At 40.2% G+C, this 16,020-nt stretch carries 18 protein-coding genes and 2 riboswitches; of the genes, 4 read left to right on the forward strand and 14 right to left on the reverse strand.

Features of this window, described 5'->3' with window-relative positions:
• Positions 1–218 precede the first annotated feature (218 nt).
• Together IEE86_RS07715 and IEE86_RS07720 are read left to right on the forward strand one after the other, a co-directional pair.
• Positions 219–935: a DUF1836 domain-containing protein gene (locus IEE86_RS07715; protein ID WP_191096683.1), complete on the forward strand. Its 717-nt coding sequence runs from the start codon at positions 219–221 to the stop codon at positions 933–935.
• A 122-nt stretch (positions 936–1,057) separates the two neighbouring features.
• Positions 1,058–1,252, forward strand: a complete 195-nt coding sequence (locus IEE86_RS07720) for an alpha/beta-type small acid-soluble spore protein (protein ID WP_003211343.1) — start codon at positions 1,058–1,060, stop codon at positions 1,250–1,252.
• Positions 1,253–1,291: 39 nt separating this feature from the next.
• Here IEE86_RS07720 and IEE86_RS07725 read toward each other — a convergent pair whose 3' ends face one another.
• From IEE86_RS07725 to IEE86_RS07740, 4 genes are all read right to left on the reverse strand, one after another.
• The gene (locus tag IEE86_RS07725) at positions 1,292–2,482 is read right to left on the reverse strand and encodes an anti-sigma factor domain-containing protein (protein ID WP_191096684.1); all 1,191 of its coding nucleotides are present in this window, start codon (positions 2,480–2,482) and stop codon (positions 1,292–1,294) included.
• Positions 2,479–3,234 carry an RNA polymerase sigma factor SigI gene (gene sigI, locus IEE86_RS07730; protein WP_191096685.1) on the reverse strand — a complete coding sequence of 252 codons (756 nt, stop codon included), beginning with the start codon at positions 3,232–3,234 and terminating at the stop codon, positions 2,479–2,481. The genes IEE86_RS07725 and sigI overlap by 4 nt, the downstream gene beginning before the upstream one ends.
• A gap of 215 nt (positions 3,235–3,449) precedes the next feature.
• Entirely contained in the window at positions 3,450–4,241 is a 792-nt protein-coding gene (locus tag IEE86_RS07735; RefSeq protein WP_191096686.1) for a TerC family protein, read from the reverse strand.
• 31 nt (positions 4,242–4,272) lie between these two features.
• A riboswitch (yybP-ykoY riboswitch) is annotated at positions 4,273–4,444 on the reverse strand.
• A 77-nt stretch (positions 4,445–4,521) separates the two neighbouring features.
• Entirely contained in the window at positions 4,522–5,136 is a 615-nt protein-coding gene (locus IEE86_RS07740) for a DedA family protein (protein ID WP_191096687.1), read from the reverse strand.
• Between the two features lie 247 nt (positions 5,137–5,383).
• Here IEE86_RS07740 and IEE86_RS07745 point away from each other — a divergent pair, with 247 nt between their 5' ends.
• Positions 5,384–7,807, forward strand: coding sequence for a bifunctional diguanylate cyclase/phosphodiesterase (locus IEE86_RS07745; RefSeq protein ID WP_191096688.1), 2,424 nt, complete (start codon positions 5,384–5,386; stop codon positions 7,805–7,807).
• A gap of 231 nt (positions 7,808–8,038) precedes the next feature.
• On the opposite strand, the gene IEE86_RS07750 is transcribed toward IEE86_RS07745, so the two are convergent.
• The 3 genes from IEE86_RS07750 to IEE86_RS07760 form a co-directional block, all read right to left on the reverse strand.
• Positions 8,039–8,503: a MarR family winged helix-turn-helix transcriptional regulator gene (locus tag IEE86_RS07750; protein WP_095408317.1), complete on the reverse strand. Its 465-nt coding sequence runs from the start codon at positions 8,501–8,503 to the stop codon at positions 8,039–8,041.
• 355 nt (positions 8,504–8,858) lie between these two features.
• The gene (locus IEE86_RS07755; protein ID WP_191096689.1) at positions 8,859–9,023 is read right to left on the reverse strand and encodes a stress protein; all 165 of its coding nucleotides are present in this window, start codon (positions 9,021–9,023) and stop codon (positions 8,859–8,861) included.
• 38 nt (positions 9,024–9,061) lie between these two features.
• Positions 9,062–9,217 carry a hypothetical protein gene (locus tag IEE86_RS07760; protein WP_224740890.1) on the reverse strand — a complete coding sequence of 52 codons (156 nt, stop codon included), beginning with the start codon at positions 9,215–9,217 and terminating at the stop codon, positions 9,062–9,064.
• A 193-nt stretch (positions 9,218–9,410) separates the two neighbouring features.
• Between IEE86_RS07760 and IEE86_RS07765 the strand changes: the two genes are divergently transcribed.
• Positions 9,411–9,740: a MerR family transcriptional regulator gene (locus tag IEE86_RS07765; RefSeq protein WP_008361347.1), complete on the forward strand. Its 330-nt coding sequence runs from the start codon at positions 9,411–9,413 to the stop codon at positions 9,738–9,740.
• A gap of 33 nt (positions 9,741–9,773) precedes the next feature.
• Here the strand turns inward: IEE86_RS07765 and IEE86_RS07770 are convergent, their stop codons facing one another.
• The 7 genes from IEE86_RS07770 to IEE86_RS07800 all read right to left on the reverse strand — a co-directional run bounded on the left by IEE86_RS07770 (position 9,774) and on the right by IEE86_RS07800 (position 15,952).
• Positions 9,774–10,169, reverse strand: a complete 396-nt coding sequence (locus tag IEE86_RS07770) for a hypothetical protein (protein WP_191096690.1) — start codon at positions 10,167–10,169, stop codon at positions 9,774–9,776.
• A 102-nt stretch (positions 10,170–10,271) separates the two neighbouring features.
• On the reverse strand, positions 10,272–11,630 hold the full coding sequence (gene mgtE / locus IEE86_RS07775; RefSeq protein WP_191096691.1) for a magnesium transporter: 1,359 nt from the start codon (positions 11,628–11,630) through the stop codon (positions 10,272–10,274).
• Between the two features lie 208 nt (positions 11,631–11,838).
• A riboswitch (M-box (ykoK) riboswitch) is annotated at positions 11,839–12,002 on the reverse strand.
• A gap of 131 nt (positions 12,003–12,133) precedes the next feature.
• Entirely contained in the window at positions 12,134–12,277 is a 144-nt protein-coding gene (locus tag IEE86_RS07780) for a hypothetical protein (protein WP_191096692.1), read from the reverse strand.
• A gap of 267 nt (positions 12,278–12,544) precedes the next feature.
• On the reverse strand, positions 12,545–13,063 hold the full coding sequence (locus tag IEE86_RS07785; RefSeq protein WP_191096693.1) for a PepSY domain-containing protein: 519 nt from the start codon (positions 13,061–13,063) through the stop codon (positions 12,545–12,547).
• A gap of 93 nt (positions 13,064–13,156) precedes the next feature.
• Complete coding sequence (locus tag IEE86_RS07790) at positions 13,157–13,846, reverse strand: PepSY domain-containing protein (protein ID WP_191096694.1); 690 nt, start codon at positions 13,844–13,846, stop codon at positions 13,157–13,159.
• A gap of 66 nt (positions 13,847–13,912) precedes the next feature.
• Positions 13,913–15,262: a sensor histidine kinase gene (locus IEE86_RS07795; protein WP_191096695.1), complete on the reverse strand. Its 1,350-nt coding sequence runs from the start codon at positions 15,260–15,262 to the stop codon at positions 13,913–13,915.
• A 3-nt stretch (positions 15,263–15,265) separates the two neighbouring features.
• The gene (locus tag IEE86_RS07800) at positions 15,266–15,952 is read right to left on the reverse strand and encodes a response regulator transcription factor (protein WP_191096696.1); all 687 of its coding nucleotides are present in this window, start codon (positions 15,950–15,952) and stop codon (positions 15,266–15,268) included.
• Positions 15,953–16,020 lie beyond the last annotated feature (68 nt).

Raw genomic sequence — 16,020 nt, forward strand, 5'->3', positions numbered from 1 at the left:
GTCTCAAATTGCAAGGGAAAAGGAATCGTTTTCTATGTTTATCATAACGGTTTAAGCACTGTCACTTCAATGTTTACGACATTTGCTACAGAAGAAAAGTGAACAAATTGTGACGCACCAACCCGTTTTTTAGTTTATTTTGCATTTTCATCAAAAAGAGATTATGATGTTGAATTAGATCAATAATCACGTTTTTGACGTACAAAATGAGGTGGAACATGGTGACTTTTAAATTAACGAGAATTGACATGACGAGACTTCTGTATTCTCTAAAAGGAGAGGGAGATCTGACTCCGCTTCAGCTTTTGAATCTATCTGTAAAAAGCGACAAAGATCATGAATATGATGAATTAAAGATCCCTTCGTTTTTTGAGAAGCTCGAACGGCGGAAGCAAAAATCAGAGCACGGACTATCAACAAATGAAATTGTTGAGCTTGGCAACTTGTGTGAGCTGACTTCTCTTAAATCGACGGCGATTCAAAACTGGATCAAACGTGATATTAAAGATATGATTGGTCATCCAGAGCTTGGCAAGAAGTACTCCATTGATCAAGTCGTTATTTTATTAATTGTCAGGGATTTAAAATCCGTTTTTGACTTTGATGCCATTCGTATGATCTTATCTGCCTTATTTAACACGATCACAGATCGAACGGATGATATTATTAGTCCCATCCGTTTTTATGAAGCATATGCGCACGTCCTTGATTTTATTTATCACCATACACATTTTCCGTTAAAGGAAACAAATTTACGAGAAATGACCGAGGAACAGACAGACAAGCTCCATGAACAGTTTACAGAATTAACGAAGAAACAATGGAATTTAATTAAAGGCATTATTAGTTCTACGGTCTTCTCTGTGTTCACTTCTCACTTGCAAAGCACCGCGCAGGAAATGATGTTTAATACGTTGCAGCTTACAAAGGATTAAATAAGAGCCGAGGTGATGAGGTCACCTCGGTTTTTTTGTGCAGCAATTGCCAGCATAATTGCGGGCCGTTTTTTTCAAAATAAGAAGGCGTAACAAACATGAGGTGAAAGGAGGAATATCATATGGCAAACCGAAATCAACTTCTTGTTCCTGGAGTGGAACAAGCTTTAGATCAATTTAAATACGAGATCGCTCAAGAATTTGGCGTGACTCTCGGTTCAGATACAGTCGCACGAGCAAACGGTTCTGTTGGCGGTGAGATCACAAAAAGACTCGTTCAACAGGCTCAATCACAAATGGGCAATCAATCTAAATAAAGACATGGTGAAATACGCCGGAGCTATTCTGGCGTTTTTTTATTGTTCATATGTGTGCTCTTGACGGTTCCCCTCGATATGCGGGCGCGCATCTTTTCCTTTTTGTTTTGCATGTTCTCTTTTTTGTTCACCGAACGGTCGTTTCTGATCGCTGCTGTTTTTTTTTGCGTGCTTTTCAGCATGACCATGTGATGTATCGTTCGAATTCTTTTTATGCTCTTGGTCAGTTGAGTGATTTTTTTTTTGCTCTTTATCAAAAGAGCGGTCCTTTTCCTCTTTTATCTTTTTGTCTTTGTTTTCATCATTAGGCTTTGTTTGGTGAGGCTTTTGAACAGACCCTTGCTCTTCCCTCTCTAGTTCCTTCTGCTCTTTGTCTTTGTCTTCGCCTTCAGGAGCCTCTTGATCTGGCTGCACCTCTTCGCTATCGTCTGGCTTTACCTCTTCTTGTTCATCTTTGCCTTTTTGATCTTCATCATCTTTCTTAGGCTCTTCTTCTTTGACCGCGTCATCGTCTGCTGGAGCTTCATCCTTTTTGATGTCTTCTTGTTCTTTGTCGTGCAGTTCTTGATTTCTAATATATGTTCCTGTGGAGATGCCTGCCTTTTGTGCTTTTTCTCTTGTTTCCAGGTCACCTTCCACAGTTTCTAGCTTGTAATCGCGCTTTTGATATTCACCAGAGATGGTGTTAATTTTACTTTTTACGTTTGTTTTATATGTATGATCCTGCTTGTTTTCATAAACGGTTGAAATATAAATGCTTTTAGAGCGGTTCACGTATCCCTTTTTATCACAATCGTCTATAATTTCCTGCACGACTTGGGTCATGTCATTTTTTTCTAAATTCTTCATATTGGCGAGCACTTGTTTCGCATCTTTATTCAGTGGTGTGACACCGATCACTTGATAATTGTGATCCAGCTTTAGCTCAAAGCTTGGGTTAATGTCAATTGTCATATACGCATATGCTTTTTGACTTGAGAAAGATGGCATCATAGTGAAAATCACGACAATAATCGCTGCGATTGATAGAATTCCTACATTTAAAGGACGTAAACGGAGCAGGTCAAAAAAACCGGCTCTTTTTCTTTCGAGACGTGATTCATTTGGAAATGTCACCTCTTGACCGATTTCATAGTCTTGCTGTTCGTATTTTGTCCGCAGAAATTGTCCATCAGGGGTCAGCAGCGTGACATGTTTTTTGTTTTTCTCTACTATAATGCCTCTTCTCATGAATTAAGCACCCCTTTAAGGTAATCTTTCAAATACACATAATCACCTGTCATAATGATCGCCATCGCAATGATATATTTTCTATTTCTCTCAATCGTTTTGCGGCTGACTTCCACTAGCTTTTCGAGCTGTTTGACTGGCAATTGTTTTTTCTGAAATAAAATGGTTCTTAGCTCATCGTGTTCAACGAGTGTATGAGCCACTTTAATGGCATTTTGCCTGGCATCTGCATGCTTTGGTGAATGCTCAAGCAGCTCTTGAAACGTGAGACCGTATACCTTCAATCGTTCTTTAAAATGTTCAATCTCTTCTCTTCTGTGTTCTTGTTCAATTAAACGTCTATATTCATTTGCAGAAAGCTCTGCTTCAATCATACTTTGAGAGTATTCGCCATTTTCACTTTCCTGAAGGTCCATTTGAACCGTTGGCGCATTTCTTGCTTCTTTTCGAATATAGTCGATCACTTTTCTTTTAATAATTAATTCTGCAAACGCAAGGAGTGAGTTTCCTTTTTCGGCAGAGTATTTTTCTATCGCTTCATTAAAGGCAATTAAGCCTATGCTGAATTCATCATCTTTTTCATCTATATATCGTTTACAAACGGATGAAACCGTCTTAGCGACAAATGGTTTGTATTGCTCTATTAATGCATTTTGCAGCTCGCTATCACCTTTTTGGATACTGATAGCTGACTGCTCTAATGTTTGCTTTTTCTTTCCTTTTTTAAACAAAAGGCTAAGCAATGGTTTCACCTCAGTTCTCCCTATATTACTCATTTATGATAGCTAATTTATGAGGGAAGCGCAAAGGAAGAAATGAGGAATTCATTTCCTGTTACTCAATTATGACACATATTTCATGATCTCCTTTACAACGTTTCGTCTAAAAGCAAAGAAATAAGGGGGTATCTCCCCCTTTTTTGTAATATACGTGTTATGAAAATGAAATGATATTTCTTTCAAAAAACCTATTCTTCTAGGCGCACCTCTTGTTTTTCCTTATGATCTTGCCCGCCTTTTCTGGATGGACTTGATAAAAACCAGCCAAATGCTGCAATCGAGAGAAGCACCGTCCAGAAAATGACTTTCCATAATGTTGAATGAATGAAATGAGAGGACACGACTCCAATGGCAGGATGTGAAAGTGTATAAAGTGTGAGCTTCACACCAACCCATCCGACAATGACAAATGCTGCTGTTTCTAGGCTTGGTCTTGTTTTGAGAAGTTTCACAAAGACCGTTGCTGCAAATCGCATGATCACAAGGCCAATGATACCGCCTAAAAGAATCACGATAAACTGACCGCCATCAAGTCCGCCGATTTGCGGAAGACTTGTTGTCGGCAGTGTCACCGCTAAAGCGACAGCTGCTAAAATAGAGTCTACTGCAAAGGCAATATCAGCAAGCTCTACCTTCACGACTGTTGCCCAGAAGCCGCTTTGCTTCATGTTTGTCTCTGATTCCTTTTTCTTAAATACATGAGATTTCAAAATATGGTGAATAGAAATATAAAGAAGATAAATGGCGCCAATTGCTTGAACCTGCCACACGTCCACTAAAAACGAAATCAGGAATAAAGAACCAAATCGCATGACAAACGCACCTGCAAGTCCGTAAAACAATGCCTTTTTTCTTTGCTTTTCAGGAAGGTGTTTGACCATCACGGCCATGACTAGCGCATTATCAGCTGCTAGAATCCCTTCTAATCCAATCAATACGAGAAGAACCCACCCGTACTCTAAAATTATTGCTGCATCCATCATCATTCCTCCTTGTTTTTATCTATTGTCCCACAACAGACAAAGGCTTATGAATACAAAAAAGACCTTTGCCTGAGATGGCAAAGGTCTTGCTAGACATGTGATATGTAAAATCATGCCAACAAAGCCGATGGAACGTAAGTCCATGTAATGACGACTTTGTTTCCGGTAAAAACCGGACGCTACTCCCCTTTGGTGGGATTAAGAATATTTAGATTACTTTTATCTTAATCAATAAACACTGGATTGTCAACACGTTATGTTCATCTGAATACCATGTTTAGACCGTTGGCGTTTCTGTTTTTCTCTTTCTTCGCTTTAGCCATACGTAAAGAACGAACAAGATCACAATACCGATTCCAACCGGTAAAAGATATGGATCTAAAATGGCACCAACCTCTTTCCAATTCTCCCCAAGTATAAATCCTAGATACACATACACAAACGTAATCGGCGTAATGGCCAAAAACGTATACAGGCAAAATACCCACACATTCATCTTGGCAATACCACATGGGATGGAAATAAGGGTTCTCACCCCCGGAATAAACCGGCCGCTAAACGCGACAAAGCCGCCATGCTTTTCAAAGAAAGCATCCGATTGATCAAGCGACTCAGGTTTCACAAAAAAGTACTTCCCATATTTATTCAAAAAGGGTCTGCCGCCGTAACGCCCTAACCAGTACAAGGTCAAAGGACCCACCACACCGCCAATCGATCCTGCAGCCACAACACCGATGAAGGTCATGTCCCCTTTTGAGACCCAGTAACCCGCGAGAGGCAAAACCACTTCAGCAGGAACAAATTCAATGCATAATGCGAGGAAAATGCCAAAGTACGACAAATTCTTAAAGGCATCAGCCAAAGAAATAATGAAATCTTCGATGCTTATCAATCCCTTTCACACATAATCAGTTTGACAGGCTCTATCGCTTCTAGAACCGCGTCACATATTAAACGTATAAAACCTTAGAAACGATTCACTTTTCATCGTTTTTTTACATTAAATTTGATTTTACTATAAAAAATGAACGAAAAAAATGTTGATTGTTCTTTTTAAGTGAAGGAAAAGTGAACACCGGGGCCAATCGATCCGATATATGAAGTATATGTCTGTTTTAGGATACAGGAGGTTTTCTCATATGACCCAGTTAACAGGAAGCTACAACGGATGGCTTGTCTTTCTGTCAGTCGCTGTCGCCGCCGGTGCCTCCTACTCAGCTCTTCTTTTAGCCAGCCGAGTGATACAGTCAAGCGGCGCAAAGAAAAAGGTATGGCTGATCATTGGTGCAATGATCATGGGGATGGGGATATGGTCGATGCACTTTATCGGTATGATGGCATTCCACATGCGCTCTGGCATTACATACGAAACCCCTTTACTGATTTTATCGATTATGGCATCTTTTATCGGTTCTTTGATCGCTTTTTCGATATGCATTCAAGAGCAGCTCTCCACAAGAAGACTGCTGATTAGTTCAATCACCATGGGATCGGCGATTTGCAGCATGCATTATCTCGGAATGGAATCAATGGCAAATGTCACAATTAGCTATGACCCAGTCCTCTTTTTTCTTTCGTTTTTCATTGCTGCACTAGCATCTTTCTTTTCGTTACATTTCTTTTTTCGACTCCATCGATCTGAGAAAAGACAGAAGGACCAGCTGTTCAAAATAGCTGGTGCACTCATAATGGCTGGTGCTATTGCTGGCATGCATTATACCGGCATGGCTGCTTCTACGATGTTTTTTCATTCAGATGGGCAGGCAGCTGCGGGCGGTTCTCTTGAAATGTCGCCATTTAGTCTATCTATTTTCATCGGCCTTATGACGCTGGTTGTCCAAACGCTAATGATCTTCGGTGCTTATATTGATTACCGAATCATGAAGCAGTCAGATAAGCTAAAGGAAAATGAACAGCGGTTCCAATCACTCATCAAACATAATATCGATGGCATTATCGTGTTATCTGTCGATCGAAAGGTGCTTTCTGCGAATGACTCTGGTAAGCAAATTTTAAAAATATGCAATTCTTGGATCGGTGATGATGTCAGCCAATATGTGATGCCGACTGAGATGTGGGAAAAATTCATTTACCAGTCAAAGAAGGCTATGTCACGTGAAGCAGAACTAAAAGCAGCAGATCGCTTTTATTATTACCATGTCACTTACATACCTGTTCATGTCAACAATACACTTGACAGTATTTATCTTGTTTTAAAGGATTTAACGCAGCAGCGGATTGCAGAAAAAGAAATTCATGTGATGGCACATTATGATGCATTAACTGAGCTTCCTAATCGGCGTCACGGCATCAATCATTTAAATGATGTTCTATCCGCACAAGGAGAGACAAGGACATCAACGGCTGTTCTTTTTCTTGACCTGAATCGATTTAAAATTATTAATGATGCACTAGGGCATAACATTGGGGACTTACTGCTCAAAGCCGCCGCAAACAGACTGACGCAATGTTTACCAGATAACGGCTTCATTGCAAGAATTGGCGGAGATGAATTTTTAATGATCTTTCCTCACATGGAGCATGGGACACATAAAATTGAACAGCTGTCTGAAAATATCATCCGTCAATTTGAACGCCCTTTTTTCATCCAGAATCATCAGCTCATTACTTCTATCAGTATTGGAATCGCCATCTCTCCGCAAAATGGCAAAGACGGGATGGAGCTGATGAGAAAAGCGGACATGGCGATGTATTTATCCAAAAAGCATAAGCAAAGCCGTTATGAGTTCTTTACCGAATCAATGGAAAGGTCTAGTGAAGACAGGCTAAATCGAGAAATGGAGTTAAGAGATGCCATTCAAAGAGAGCAGTTTGTGCTTCACTATCAGCCTCAAGTCAGTGCCAAAACAAGAAAAATGACAGGGGTGGAAGCCCTTTTAAGAATGAAAGCACCAGACGGTTCTTTAAAGTCTCCTGAGGATTTTATTGAATTAGCCGAGGAATCTGGTCTTATCATTGATATTGGCAGATGGGTCATTGATACTGCATGTAAGCAGGCAAAAATGTGGTATGACAATGGTTTAAGGATTCCCGTAGCTGTCAACTTATCTGCTAAACAATTCAATTCTGAAGACTTAATTGATTTGATGAAGCTGACACTGAAAAAATACGACCTTAACCCGTCACTGCTCGAACTTGAAGTGACTGAAAGTATGACAATGGACAACATTAAGCAGTCAAAACAGGTGTTAACGTCGCTGAAGCATCTTGGCGTTCGCATTAGTATTGATGATTTCGGTACAGGTCATAGCTCCTTAAGCTATTTAAAGGATTTGCCCATTCACCGTCTAAAAATCGACAAATCCTTCATTGAGGATATTTTAAGTGATTCAAAGTCTGAACAGATCACTGGTGCCATTATAGCGATGGGGCATCAATTATCTCTCGAAGTCATTGCAGAAGGCGTTGAAACCTTTGCTCAGGCGCAGTTGTTATCTGCGCAGGGCTGTGACGATTTGCAAGGCTTTTATTATGCAAAGCCCCTTCCAGCAAGCGATATCGAGAAGTTCATTGCCTATCCTGCACATGAGCTAGAGACATAAAAAAAGGTGCCAATCATGGCACCTTTCAGCGTGTAGACAAACCCTCACATTGTGCGCTAGTTCTACGTTCCAGTGCTCTCGAATCTCATATTCGCTCCGCTCCGGTACTCATCCTTCCTAGGTCTACAAAGGTTTTCATGTCACGCTGACAAGAAGAAAAAGGGCTAAAACCAAGATCATTTCAGCCCTTTGTCGACAATCTGAAGGTGCCAACCATGGCACCTTTTCGTTTTATCTAAATAATAAATGCTGACTGTGAATGCCTGCTTTTTTCAGCAGACTAATCAATTGCTCTTGTTCTTCACGCGTCAGACCAGAAAATGCCCGCGCAATACGAAGAGAATGGATCGGGTAAATTTTATCAAGATAACTGCGCCCTTTATCTGTTAAATGGGCATAAACCGACCGTTTGTCCTTTGGGTCCTGTTCTCTTTCAATGAAACCATTTCGTTCTAACTTGTCAATTACGTACGTGACATTCCCGCTGACAAGCAGGAGTCTTGAGCCGATTTGCTGAAGCTTTTGAGCACCTCTTGTGTACAGTAATTCAAGCACGGCAAATTCAGTTGGATTAAATCCATGCTCTTTGCTATCTCTAATACTGTGTTCTGAAACGCTTTTAAATGCTCTTGCAAAAACCTTGTAAAGTGTCATTGAACGTTCTACTTCTTCTTCATTAAACGATAGTCTCATCACATATCTACCTCTTATAATATTTTTTTAACTTCAAGGCTTTCTTGCGGTGCAGTTGGAGCCTTTCGTAAAAAATAGAAGTACGTTTTTGAAAACCCTTTCAACCACATAAGTGACTCCATTCGTGTTATGTATAAGATTTCGATATAAACTTTTAAAATCCTTCTTATTTTTCACAATCATCTCGAAAAAAAGCTTTTTTAGCAAACCATCAAGTTACGACATATTTTAACATAATCTGTAAAGACTCTTTGTTTTCTTACAATCCATTCGTCAAATTTCTACAAAATTCAATATTACTATAATATTGAACAAAAAAAGAACCCTTTATGTGACGTGTGCACATTTTAAGGGATTTTCATAAATAGCGCTCTGATTTGTTGAAAAAGAAATGATACTCTTTTTTTAAGTCACTAATTGTCATGTTTTTGGTCATATCAGGGCTGTATACCCCTAACGAACACAGCTGCTTCGTATAATAATGCCTTTCTTTCGCTAAAGCTTCTTTTAATATACGCCGCACTGGTTATCCCCTCCTATTCATTGATGTGGATCGGGTGCTTATGAAGACCTTTTATACAAATCATTTTGTACGGCTCTTAAAAGAGCATGTGCATTATGCCCCGCAGCCTGCATGAATTGCTCCAGTAATTCATCCCTCTTTACATCTAAAGCGATGATTTCTTTTGCCATACGAATGATCTGTGATTGCTCCATCATATGCTCCTCCTCCTATGTCAATTCCCCATTATTATATGCGCTCGCAAGATGGATTACACCTTTAATGTCAAGTTTCCTTCCATGGTTTTTTCATTTATTTCGTTTTTGTGTTATATTTTCTAACAAACGTTAGGTTTTTTTACTTGCCGTTCTATATAATATAGAAAAAAAGACTTGCAGGGGTGAGTATATGACGCAGGAAGATGTATCGTATAAAGATAAAAAAGTCATTTCAATCGGAATTGTCAGTGAATTAACAGGGCTTTCCGTGAGGCAAATCCGATATTATGAGGAACGTAAACTCATTTACCCCCAGCGCTCAACAAGAGGCACGCGGAAATATTCTTTTTCTGATGTAGAACGTTTAATGGACATCGCCAATAAACGAGAAGATGGTGTGCAGACAGCCGAAATTTTAAAAGATATGAAGAAAAAAGAGCAAGCATTAAAAAGCGGACAATTCAAGAAAAAAATGCTGGAAGGCCAGATCAACGCACACTTCCGGTACAAAAATCGATAATCAAAAAAGAATCGCTCTTTTGAACGATTCTTTTTATTTAGACGAAGCGTCATCTCCTTCAACAACCCCTACAAAGTCAATGAGTACGCCTCTTTCCGGATCTTCTTTCACCCGAAGGGCAAGTGCCTTTTTCTCTCCAGTTCGAGTATCCTCGTAATTTGCATGAAAGACATGAATACTTGCTTCTTCCATCTGAAAGTCTTGATAGGAAAGCTTCTCAATGCCCCATTCTTTTTTCAATTTTAGTATATCGTTTGGGCGAGGGACCGCACCTTCCACATATATGTCTTCCATTTTTCTTTTATTTCCTTCAGCGATCGCTTCAAGCATGTGCTCTGCAGCGACAAGCCTTCTGTCTTTCCCTTCGTCTTCCCTTTGACATGCACTAAGCAAAAGGATACACAACAAAATGAATAAGAGCTTTTTCATGTTTCTCTCCCACCTTCTCCTTAAAATGTAAAGGATGGAAGCGCTATATGCAATCTTTATTCAAAAAAGACTGTAAAACGTCACGTTTTACAGTTCTTTTTGCTACATCAGTGTATGAAGGAATGCTGTTGCAATTCCAAAATAGATCAGCAGTGATAAAATATCATTCAATGTTGTAATCAGTGGCCCAGATGCAATGGCCGGGTCCACATTTAATCTGTGTAAAATAATCGGCACGACCGTACCTGCCATTGTTCCAATAATGAGTGTCGCAAGAAGCGAGGAACCGACCACAAAGCCTAAAATCATATTGCCCTGCCAAACCATTGCGACGACGGTAATAATAATGGAACAGACAATCCCAATGTAAATACTTGTTCTCAGCTCTCTAAAAATAAGGCGCATAATGGTTTTTTTCGTTAATTCTTCTTTTGAAAGCCCTCTAATGACAACCGCAAGAGACTGTGTACCTGTATTCCCTGTCATCCCTGCAATCATCGGCATAAAGAACGCAAGAGCAACAACTTGCTGAAGGGTATCTTCGAAATAATTTAATATACTGCCTGAAATCAGCCCAATGAATAAGAGTAAAATGAGCCAAGGAAGACGGCGGTATGCGGCAACAAATGCCGGCGTGTCAAACGTAATATCTTTACCAGAGGCAGCAAATTTCTCATAGTCTTCGCCTGCTTCTTGAATGACGACATCAATGATATCATCGACTGTGACAATTCCGACGAGGACATTATTTTCTTCCACAACAGGAATGGCGAGGAAATCATATCGTTCAATCAGCTTTGCGATTTCCTCCTGATCTTGAAATGCTCCAACGGCAATGACTCTTGTAAACATGAGATCCTGCACCTTTTCATCCGGTTCTCCTAAAATAAGGTCACGGTATGAGAGGACCCCTACAAGCTGTTTTTGATCATTAATGACATATAAGTAGTTGATCGATTCTGCTATTTCAGCAAAGCTTTTCAGCTTCACAACCGCATCCTGAACTGTATAATGCTGAGGAATCCATACGTACCGGTTGGTCATGATCCGTCCTGCTGTCTCAGCAGGGTAATTCATCAGAAGCTGGACGGCCTTTGATTCCTCTGCTTCCATGTTAGATAAAAGCTGATCTTTTAGCTCATCATCCATTTCATCGAACAAGTTGGCAAGGTCATCGTTATCCATTTTGTTTGTAACGAAGGTGGCTTTGTCTTTCCCTACTTTTTCAAGGACAATCTCTTGATATTCTCGCTCAAGCTCACCCATCATTTCCGTCACGTCATCAACTGTTAAAAAGCTAAGGAAGCGCCCGCGGTGTTTTTCTGGAAGCTCTTTAAATAAGTAGGCCATATCATATGGCTGAAGCTCTTCCATAATGTTTTTAAATTCCTTGCGTTTGCCGTCTCTTAATAAAATAATGATTCTTAAAATGAGTTCATCGTACGTAATGTTCTGTATCATCGCTGTTACCTCCCCAAAGTCAGGAGATACCCGAGTCCCTTAGAATGTGCGGGGGTCAGGATCTCCTCTATCTGATGTCTCAATCTGCTCTTTTGACATACTCTCTATGTGTCTCGAATCGGGATGATCCATCCCCACACCTCCTTTTCCTATAAAAAAGCACCTTCAACCGAATGAAGGCGCTTTGTAAGCATGGCAAAATAAACACTTGCTCCTTCAATCGTAGAGCTTTAGCACTGTATGGCATAGGATAAATCCAGCTGCATTAAAAATCACCTTATGTCGATGATTTCTGTTGACCCATTGGCGTCTTTGGACATTTTTGGGCAGCAGCGTATCTCCATACAGGAGCCTCACCTAACGAAGTTCTCATATTGTTAACACAATGAGATTACAGAAAAAGCGGAATGATGTCAATAAGCAAGATGCCAAGTCTCCACATGTATTCGCTTACTTTTCAAAAAAAGAGCGATAGCAAAGTGACCATCGCCCTTTCATGTCTTTTATTCCTCTTCCGGCTGATTCATATCCTCTTGGGAGAGGAGATGAAAGGAATCATGCAAAAACAAAGCATATCCTTCTCCATCAGGGTGCGGCACATATTCCGCATGATCCATCGTCTGCTCTTCTTCTTTTTTCTTCATCATATTCTCTCGCCTCCTTTCCAGTAGTTTGTCCTAATGAAAAAACCTTACACATGAAAGTGTAAGGTTCCTGCGTGTAGACAAACCCTCGCATTTGATGTCAGTCCTGCGTTCCGGTGCTCACGAATGTCAAATTCGCTCCCGTACTCGTCCTTTCTAGACTTCAAGGGCTTCTATCATGCTGAAAAGAAGACAAAGGGCTAAAATGAAGATCATTTTAGCCCTTTGTCAACAATCTGAAACCTTACAAGTGTAAGGTACAATCATGGCTTAATCATCCCATTCTTGCTTTAGGATTTTGCCTGTTTTAGCGGAAATCTCAAAATCAACTTCATCGCCGCTTGGAGTGGTGATTTCGATTTCGTAAATGTATACGCCATTCTCTTTATCTAATTCTGAATCTGTGACTGTGCCTTTTACTTTTGCAAGTGCAATTTGCTCAGCCTGCTTTTTGGTGATTTTCACATTTTGTTTCTTTTCTTTCACTGGATCATTCAGTGCTTTGCCTGTTTTTGCATCGACATATACTTTATATTCAAAGCCGCCTTTTTGAATCTCGACCTCATACACCCATTTTCCTTTTTTACGCTCAAGGTCCACATCGTCCACATAGCCTTTCACCACTTTTAGTGCTGCTTTTTCAGCTTGTTTCTTTGAGACAAACGATGATTTCTTTTGCACCACTTGCTCGGCATTTGCTGTTTGATTTGTATTTTGCGCTTGGAGAGTGAAGCCACCTGCGACAAGAGTTCCTGTTAATGCTGTAGCTACTAGTACTTTTTTCATCATATTCATGTCCTCCTCTGTTTGATTTCTCCTTTATCTTAAAAAAACAAGATGATAAAGGAAGGAAAGAAACATGAGAAAATCATGAGAAAAGGATTAGTTTTCGTACGTAATGCCTTCAATGTCTCCTGTATATGCGTTCACAAGCACCTCTGCCTCTCTTCCGTCAGGCAAATCCAGCTCTACTTCAAACACGAGCATGCCGCTAAATGTTTCAAGATCGGCATCATCCACTGTCCCCCCGACTTCTTTTACGGCAATTTTGATGGCTTCCTCAACCGTGATTTTCGTCAGCTTCTTTTCTTTAGAGGTTGGTTTTTTCTTTTCTGCTTCTATTACCTTAAAGGTTTGTTTATCGACATCGACTTGATATAATTCTTTTTTTGATTGGATCGTAAAGATAAAACGATCTGACTTCTCTTTCTTTTGAATGACGGTTCCACTCACTTTTTTAACGGCCGCTTCTTCTGCTAGAAGTTCAGCATTTTTTTCATTTGGCTTTTGATAGCTTTTTAGCTGTTTGATTTCTTTCATCTGACCGCTTGCAGAAGATGCAATGATTTGATAGATGCCATTTGAATTTTCAAGTGTCAAAGTATAATCCTGTTTATGATTAATTAAATCAATATGTGTAATATGGCCATTGTAGTCTTTTGCGATGATGTTTTTGATTTCTGCTTCACTCAATAATTTTTGATCAAGGGTTTGAATCATGAGCATTGCAAAGGCCGCAAGAATGACGAAGCATCCTGCGAGCGCAAGCACCATTTTCGTTTTTCTAGACATGCAGCGCCTCCTTCCTATTTCCTATTTTATAAGGAGGAAATGAGAAATTGATGAGAAAAGACCCATTTATTTCTGAAAAAGAATGGTCATGGTTGTCCCTTCGCCTATACGGCTGTCTACCTTCAGCTCGGCCCCGTGCTCTTCAGCAATTTGCTTCGCAATTGCAAGACCAAGACCGGTTCCACCCGTCTCACTGTTTCTCGCTTCATCCACACGGAAAAAGCGGTCAAAGATTTTCGGCAGATCCTCTTCTTTTATGCCAATTCCTTTATCCATGACTGAAATAAACGGCCTGTCTCCTGCTTTCCCGCAGATCACACCAACTGGCTCTGCACTATATTTAACCGCATTATCAATCAAGATGGTCAAAAGCTGTTTGATTTTCTCTTCATCCCCTTCAGCGACGAGCGGCTGACCTGTTTGCACGTCAGGGTGAATGGTTCGATTAGTTGCGACTTCAAGTGTATGACATACCTGCTTGCACAAATGACCCAGATCAACTGGCTTCATATCCAAGTATAGCGGCTGACCATTTTTCGCAAGTGTTAATAATTGATCTGTCAGTCTCTTCATTTTTTTCGCTTCATCATGAATCGCTTGAGAGGACTCTTCTACCACCTCTGGGCGCGTTTGCCCCCAGCGCTTTAGTAAATTGCTGTAGCTCATAATGACGGTAATCGGTGTCTTCAATTCATGAGAGGCATCATGCAAAAATTGCTGCTCTTTTTCATAATGCGTCTCGAGAATTTCTGACATTTCATTAAAGGTTTGGCCCATTTGATACAATTCATCCTTAGAATCGCCGGCTAGTTTGATCCGTTTAAACGCCTTCTCTTTCATACTTGCCTTCATTGTACTCGTCATTCTACTAATCGGCCGGACGATTTGTTTTGTTAAAATATGGCCAGCAAAATAGGAGAGCACAATAAACAAAACGCCTGCTGCGATTAAAATCATTCTTAATAATGCCAAATTTTCTTCCGTATTTTCGATTTCTTCATATACTTGAAGCGACACAATCTCACCATTTGTCCAAATGACCGGGATCGCAGCGAATGCAATCATCTGCTTGTTGTATTCTTTAATTTCTGCTGTCTGACTAGATTCATATGTAAAAGGCAGTGAGCTAAACGTTGATTCCTTTGTGACCGTCAGCTTCGATTGACCCTTCTCTGTCACGACACGGATCATGCCATTTTGAGGCAGATATGCCTTTAGCAGCTCTGAGGATGGGAGGCCCTCTTCTTCTGATTTTTTTAAAGCAATGGCAATATTTTCAGCCACCTCAGACAGCCGAGACATATCTTTTTGCGTCAAGGTCATCGAAAAAATAAAATATATGGCTGTATGGAATAGCAGCACCATTAAAAACAAAGACAACGACGTATAAAGCTGGATTTTATTTTTTAATCTCATTCTTTATCCTTTCATCACATAACCCACACCTCTCACTGTGTGAATCAGCTGTTTTTCGAATGGGTAATCGACTTTTTTCCTTAAATAGCGAATATACACATCCACCACGTTCGTGTCACCGAAGTAATCAAAGCCCCAAACGGCTGTTAAAAGCTGATCCCTTGTAAGCACTTGCTGCTGATGCTTTAGCAAGTGGACAAGCAAATCATACTCTCTTGGTGTCAGCTCAAGCATTTGTCCGGCTCTTTGTATGTCTCTTGTTTTCTCGTTGACGGTCAAATCCGCTATGCTCAGCTCTGTTTCCTTTTCTTCTTGCGCATGAATATTCAATCTTAGCTGCGCGCGGATTCGCGCCAATAATTCTTCTATGTCAAAAGGCTTTGTAATATAATCATTCGCTCCAAGATCGAGCCCGCTTACCTTATCAGGAACACTTCCTCTTGCTGTAATCAAAATAATAGGTGTCGATGTATTAGTCTTCCGAATCCTTCTCAGCACTTCAAGGCCGCTTAATTCTGGAAGCATGACATCAAGCAGCACCAAATCGAAGCTGTCTTCTTCAAGAGCTTGAAGTCCGTTCATGCCTGTCTCTTTGACTGTGACCTCATATCCTTCATATTCAAGTTCAAGTGACAGCACCCTTGCAATTTTCTTTTCATCTTCGACTACGAGTATCTTCCCTTTGTTCATCTCTATCTCTCCTATCTAAAAGGCAGGCTTGTCTTTTCATTATTATATGTTGACTTTCACATTTGGAA

This window comes from Bacillus crepusculi (assembly GCF_014764715.1).
In the GTDB taxonomy this organism is placed as follows: Bacteria; Bacillota; Bacilli; order Bacillales; family Bacillaceae; genus Bacillus.